The organism is Arthrobacter sp. ZGTC131 (assembly GCF_002929275.1).
Lineage (GTDB): Bacteria > Actinomycetota > Actinomycetes > Actinomycetales > Micrococcaceae > Arthrobacter.
Genome location: NZ_PJIK01000027.1, coordinates 21318 through 27912, shown reverse-complemented (window position 1 = coordinate 27912; position 6595 = coordinate 21318). Strand labels below are relative to the sequence as shown.

At 66.2% G+C, this 6595-nt stretch carries 4 protein-coding genes and 1 riboswitch; all 4 genes read right to left on the bottom strand.

Features of this window, described 5'->3' with window-relative positions:
- The coding region (locus tag CXQ90_RS20985; RefSeq protein ID WP_104141278.1) for an L-serine ammonia-lyase at window positions 1-1073 on the bottom strand (1073 nt) is incomplete at its 3' end.
- 182 nt (window positions 1074-1255) lie between these two features.
- Window positions 1256-1639 (bottom strand): glycine cleavage system protein GcvH, encoded by a 384-nt coding sequence (gene gcvH / locus CXQ90_RS20980; protein WP_104141277.1) that lies wholly within the window; start codon window positions 1637-1639, stop codon window positions 1256-1258.
- A gap of 632 nt (window positions 1640-2271) precedes the next feature.
- Window positions 2272-3420 carry a glycine cleavage system aminomethyltransferase GcvT gene (gene gcvT / locus CXQ90_RS20975; RefSeq protein ID WP_104141276.1) on the bottom strand — a complete coding sequence of 383 codons (1149 nt, stop codon included), beginning with the start codon at window positions 3418-3420 and terminating at the stop codon, window positions 2272-2274.
- Between the two features lie 11 nt (window positions 3421-3431).
- Entirely contained in the window at window positions 3432-6278 is a 2847-nt protein-coding gene (gene gcvP / locus CXQ90_RS20970) for an aminomethyl-transferring glycine dehydrogenase (protein WP_104141281.1), read from the bottom strand.
- Between the two features lie 201 nt (window positions 6279-6479).
- Window positions 6480-6578, bottom strand: a riboswitch (glycine riboswitch).
- Window positions 6579-6595 lie beyond the last annotated feature (17 nt).

Here is a 6595-nt window from a genome sequence, read left to right as displayed (position 1 = left end):
ACCTCGGCCCCGGAAATCGAGGCCTGCTCCTTGTACAGGACCCCGATGGCGCCGGCGGTCAGCAGGAACTTCACCACCACGTCGTCGCGGTCCTGCTGGCTCGCCTTATCCATGCCCGGCGCGAAATGCAGCGCGTAATACAGCACCGCCGGGATGATGCCCGCGGCGCCGTTCGTCGGGGCGGTGACCACCCGGCCGCCGGAGGCGTTCTCCTCATTGACCGCCAGGGCGATCAGGTTCACCCACTCCTGCCAGTACTTCGGGTCCCGGTAGTCGGGATCATGGTCCCGGCTCTCCTTCAGGAGCCGCTCGTGCCAGTCCGGCGCACGACGGCGGACCTTCAGCCCGCCGGGCAGCAACCCCTCGCGCTTCAGGCTGGTTTCCACGCAGCCCTCCATCACCGAATAGATGTGCAGCAGGCCCTCACGGATCTCCTCCTCAGAGCGGGAGGCGCGTTCGTTGACGAACATGACGTCGCCGATGGACAGGCCCTTGGACTGGCAGCGTCCCAGCAGTTCCGCTGCCGTCCGGAAGGGCAGGGGAAGTTCCTTCTTGGACTCGGCGAGTTCCTGCAGGGCCGCGTCTTCCTCGCCTTCGCGGACGATGAAGCCGCCGCCCACCGAGAAGAACGTCGCGCTATGGAGAACTTCGCCGCCGGCGTCCGAGACGGTGAACGTCATGCCGTTGGTGTGCCGCGGCAGGACGGTCAGCGGACGCAGCACCATGTCCTTCACCCCGTACGGCAGCGGAACACCGTTCCCATCGCCAGCACCGGCCAGCTGCAGCGTCCCGGTCTCGGCGATGGCCGCGAGCCGCTCCTCCACCTCGTCCGGCAGGATCAGCTCCGGGTGGAAGCCCTCCAGGCCGAGCAGAATCGCCGTCATCGTGCCGTGGCCATGCCCGGTCGCAGCCAGCGAACCGTACAGATCCACCCGCAACGACGCGACACGGTCCAGAACGCCGGACGCCTTAAGTTCCTCGGCGAACACCGCGGCAGCCCGCATCGGGCCCACGGTATGTGAACTGGACGGCCCTATTCCGATGGAGAAGAGGTCAAAGACTCCAACAGCCATTGTCGGTTCCTAACTAGGTCTAACTGTGGTCCGGCAGATGGTCCTGCCGGATGACTGTTTGGCCGCGGGTCGCGGCGTGCAGTCGGCCAGGGCGACGGCGTGCGGAGCTTGTGGCGGCCGTCCGCCGTCGTACTGTTTTAATCCACGCTACGCGGTTTTTGCCGCGGCGAGGTCGGCAGAGCCTACAGCTCCCCGCCGTTCTTCGAGGCGTAGTCCTGGGCAGAGAGCAGCGGCCCTTCGGACTCGGCGGCCACCTTGAACAGCCAGCCGGCGCCGTACGGATCGCTGTTGATCAGGGCGGGGTCTTCGATGACGGAGGGGTTGATTTCCGTGACCTCGCCGGTGACCGGGGCGTACAGGTCCGAGACGGACTTGGTGGACTCCACCTCGCCGCACGTCTCACCCGCGGTTACGGTGTCGCCGACCTCGGGAAGGTCCACGTACACGATGTCGCCGAGGGCGTCCGTGGCAACGGCCGAGATGCCGATGGACACAACATTCCCGTCCTCCCGGGCAACCCACTCGTGTTCGTCGGAGTACTGCAGTTCAGAGGCAACTTTTGCCATGTGTTTTTCCTAAGTCTCGATGTGGTCTTGATGCTAAATCTGTTGTGGCTGGGTTACATACCGAACGCGGCCGGGTCGGGTGGCGGACGAGGCAATTCCTCCGCGTGCTCGGTCGCGAAGGCGCCCGCTGAGCGGACGCGACGCTCCCAAAGGGGCCCACGCCGTCCGGGTTCCCTGGCCGAGCTTGCGAGGCTAGGGGGACGGTGGGGAGCACGCTTCCGGAATCCCCTCACCCGCCGACCTCCGGTTTCAGTCTTGGGGCCAACAGTTTTTCGAGAAACCAACCGTTCTACGGGAAGAAACATTGGCCATTTCGATAACTTCTAGAGCCCACCCTCGGCAGGCGGTTTATACCCCAGCACCTTTGGGTTTAGGAGGAGCCGACCCTCGGCAGGCGGTTCATCCCCCAGCACCTTTGACTTTCGAAGGCGCGAAAGCCGGAGCGGTCTTGCCTTGTCCGTTTGTCCGAAAGGTGAACTGCCGGACCCCTTCGGGGCTGGCATCCGGAAGCGTGCGTCTAAGGGAGCGTCACGTCCGCCCAGCGGGCGTCTACGCGACCGAGCACGCGGAGGACGTCAGCCCTGACGGGGCAAACGGTGCCGGTTTCGACAGGCTCAACCAGCGGGCCGGGACTACTTAGCGCGTTTGTAGAAAGGCAGTGCCACGACTTCGAACGGCTCTGCCTTGCCGCGGAGGTCGATGTCCAGGGCCGTGCCGGGCTCGGTGAACTCGACGTCCACATAAGCCATTGCCACCGGGTAACCCAGCGTGGGGCTCGGCTGGCCGGAGGTCACTTCGCCTACGACGTTGCCGTCCTTGAGCACCGGGTAGTGCCCGCGCCCTGCGCGGCGGCCGAGTCCCTTGAGGCCCACCAGCTTGCGGCCCGACGTGGCGCCGGCCCCTGCTTCCTTCTTGGCGGCCAGGGCTGCCTTGCCCACGAAGTCGCCTTCTTTGGACAGCGCGACGACGGGACCGAGGCCGGCGGCGAACGGGTCGCCGTCGAGCGACAGTTCGTTGCCGTAGAGCGGCATGCCGGCTTCGAGGCGGAGCGAATCTCGGGAGGCGAGGCCGGCAGGCGTCAGCTCGCCTTCATCCGCAATGGCGACGATTGCCTGCCAGAGGGCAGCGGCGTCGTCGTTGTCCACGAAGATCTCGAAGCCGTCCTCGCCGGTGTAGCCGGTCCGGGCGAGCAGCAGCTCCTGGCCGGTGCCGGCCACCAGGACCGGGACCTCGACGGCGGCGTAGTACTTCAGGCCGGTGACGAGCTCGTGCTGGGCCGCGGGAACGAGCCGGAGGAGGATCTCCTCGGCCTTCGGCCCCTGGACGGCAATCAGCGAGGTGCCGGCGGATACGTCGTCGACGACAACTTCGAATCCGGTCGACCGCTGGGCGAGCCCCTCGGCGACCACCTTGGCGTTGCCGGCGTTCGGCACCACCAGGAACCGGTCGTGGCCCTCCGCGTCGGCCGGCCGGCGGTACACGATGAGGTCGTCAATGATGCCGCCGTCCTCGTTACAGATCAGCGAATACTTGGCCTTGCTGACGGCCATCGCCGAAATCTTGCCCACCAGTGCGTAGTCCAGGAATGCGGCCGCGGCGGGACCGGTCACCCAGATTTCGCCCATGTGGGAGAGGTCGAACAGGCCGGCAGCGTTGCGCACTGCGTGGTGTTCGGCCAGTTCGGAGCTGTATTTGAGCGGCATCTGCCAGCCGCCGAAGTCGGTGAAGGACGCACCCAGCTTCTTGTGCTCTTCGTAGAGCGCTGTGTAGTTCTCAGACATGGGGCGGATCCTCAGTTTTCAAATTCGGAAAGCGGCGGGCAGGAGCAGATCAGGTTCCGGTCGCCGGCGGCGCCGTCGATCCGGCCGACGGGCGGGAAGTACTTGTCCTGCTTGAGGGAGTGGACGGGGAAGACTGCCTGCTCCCGCGGGTATTCGCGGGCCCAGTCCGAGCTGATGACGGCCGCCGCGGTGTGCGGCGCGTTGCGCAGCGGGCTGTTTTCAACGGTGAATTCACCGTTTGCCACCTGATCGATCTCGGCCCGGATGGAAATCATCGCCTTGATGAACCGGTCGATTTCGCCCAGATCCTCGGACTCTGTGGGTTCCACCATCAGCGTGCCGGCAACCGGGAACGCCAGCGTCGGTGCGTGGAAGCCGTAGTCGATGAGGCGCTTGGCGACGTCCTCGGCGGTGACGCCGGTCTTGGCCGTGAGTGCGCGCAGGTCCAGGATGCACTCGTGCGCCACCAGACCGTTTTCTCCCGTGTAGAGCACGGGGAAGAAGTCGTTCAGGCTGGCCGCGACGTAGTTGGCTGCGAGCAGCGCGGACTTGGTGGCGTCAGTCAAACCGCTGCCGCCCATGAGCTTCACGTAGGCCCACGAAATGGGCAGGACGCCGGCGGAGCCGTAGCGCGAGGCGGAGATCGGCACGTCGCTGCCTTCGGTCCACGTTGCCGCGTTGCCCGGCATGAACGGGGCCAAGTGTGCCTTCGCTGCGACCGGACCCACCCCGGGACCGCCGCCGCCGTGCGGGATGCAGAAGGTCTTGTGCAGGTTCAGGTGGGACACGTCGCCGCCGAACTTGCCCGGCTGGGCCAGTCCGACGAGGGCGTTGAGGTTGGCGCCGTCGATGTAGACCTGGCCGCCGGCGGCATGAATGGCGTCGCAGACTTCCCGGACGTCGGCGTCGTACACGCCGTGGGTGGACGGGTAGGTGATCATGATGCAGGACAGTGCGTCCTTGTGGAGCTCGATCTTGGCATTCAGGTCGGCGTGGTCGATCGTGCCGTCGGCCGCGGTGGCCACCACCACCACCTTCATGCCGGCCAGGACGGCCGAGGCGGCGTTGGTGCCGTGCGCCGAGGCCGGGATCAGGCAGACGTTGCGCTGGGCGTCGCCGCGGGAGAGGTGGTAGCCGCGGATGGCCAGCAAACCGGCCAGTTCGCCCTGCGAGCCGGCGTTCGGCTGGATGGACACCTGGTCGTAGCCGGTGATTTCCGCAAGGTCAGCTTCCAGGCCCCCGATCAGTTCACGCCAGCCCTCGGTCTGGGACTCCGGCGCGAACGGGTGGATCGAGGCGAACTCCGGCCAGGAGATGGCCTCCATCTCGGCGGTGGCGTTCAGCTTCATGGTGCAGGAGCCCAGCGGGATCATGGTGCGGTCCAGCGCGAGGTCGCGGTCCGAGAGCCGGCGCACGTAGCGCAGCAGCTGCGTTTCGGAGCGGTGCGTGTTGAACACCGGGTGCTCCAGGTACGCGGAGGAGCGTTCGACGGCGGCGTCCAGGGAGAAGGCGTCCGTCGCGTCAACGGCCTTGGCACCAAAGGCGCCGAGGACGTCCCCGACGATTGCCGCCGTCGTCGTTTCATCGGTGGAGATGCCCACGGTGTCGGCGTCGATGCTGCGGAGGTTGATCCCCCGCGCTTCGGCCGCGGCGATGACGTCTGCGGCCTTGCCCGGAACTGACACGGTCACGGTGTCGAAGAAGCTGGTGTGCAGGACGCCCAGCCCGGCAGCTTTGAGCGAGGCGGCAATGGTCTTTGCGTGGCCGTGGGCGGTTTCGGCAATCGCTTTCAAGCCTTCGGGGCCGTGGTAGACGGCATACATGGAGGCGACGATGGCCAGCAGCGCCTGGGCGGTGCAGATGTTGGATGTCGCCTTTTCGCGGCGGATGTGCTGCTCACGGGTCTGGAGGGCCAGGCGGTAGGCGGGAACGCCGGCTGAGTCCTTGGAGACGCCCACGAGACGGCCCGGCATGGACCGCTCCAGGCCCTTTTGGACGGCCATGTAAGCGGCGTGGGGACCGCCGAAGAAGAGCGGGACGCCCAGTCGCTGCGCCGAGCCGACGGCGATGTCCGCGCCCTGCTCGCCCGGAGGAGTGATCAGCGTGAGGGCCAGAAGGTCCGCAGCCACGGTCACGAGCGCACCACGTTCCTTGGCGGCGGCGATGACCTCGGAGTGGTCAAACACACGCCCGGAGACGCCGGGCTGCTGCAGGACCACGCCGTTGATGACGCCGTCGGGCAGTCCTTTGGACAGGTCGGCAACCTCCACCTCGAAGCCGAGCGCTTCGGCGCGGCCCTTGACGATCGCGATGGTCTGCGGCAGGCAGTCAGCATCCAGGACGGTCTTGCCGTCGCGGGCCTCCTTGTTCTTGTTGGCCCTGCGCATCATCAGCACGGCCTCGGCCACGGCGGTCGCTTCATCCAGCAGCGACGCGTTGGCAATGGGCAGGCCCACGAGGTCCTGGACCATGGTCTGGAAGTTCAGCAGTGCCTCGAGCCGGCCCTGGGAGATTTCCGGCTGGTACGGGGTGTAGGCCGTGTACCAGGCGGGGGCTTCGAGGATGTTGCGGCGGATCACCGGAGGGGTCACGGTGTCGTAGTAGCCCTGGCCGATCATCTGCACGGCCGTCTTGTTCTTCGCGGCGATCTTGCGCAGCTCGGCGAGGGTTTCGACTTCGCTGAGCGCCGGGGTGAGCTGGAGCGGCGAATCCTGCCGGATGTCTTTGGGTACTGCCGTGTCAACCAGCGCATCAACGGTGTCGTAGCCGACAGCCTTGAGCATGGCGTCGACGTCGGCTTCGCGGCGAGCGCCGATGTGGCGGTCAACGAAGGAGGTGGAGGCTGAATTGACAGTCAAAAGGAACTCCATAACTCAGGCGGCGCAGGGTACGCCACATCGATTCGGGTTCCTCCCCGCACTGTATTGGACCTGAGAGTTTCCGCGCGGCCGCGCTTTCGCACAGCCCCGCTTGCACCGTCGGTGAGCACAGCATGCCCTGAACACTCCGGGTAGTTACGGAACATTCCGGATGGGCAGCCTGCTGCTTTCCAGAGTTGCCTTGCCGCGGCGGTACATGGGCCTGAGAGATTCCTGGGGAGGTTTTGCTCCTACGGCGCCTGCTTGTACCTACTTGCAGAACTCTCCCGCCGCAGATCAAAGGCATATTCAATTAG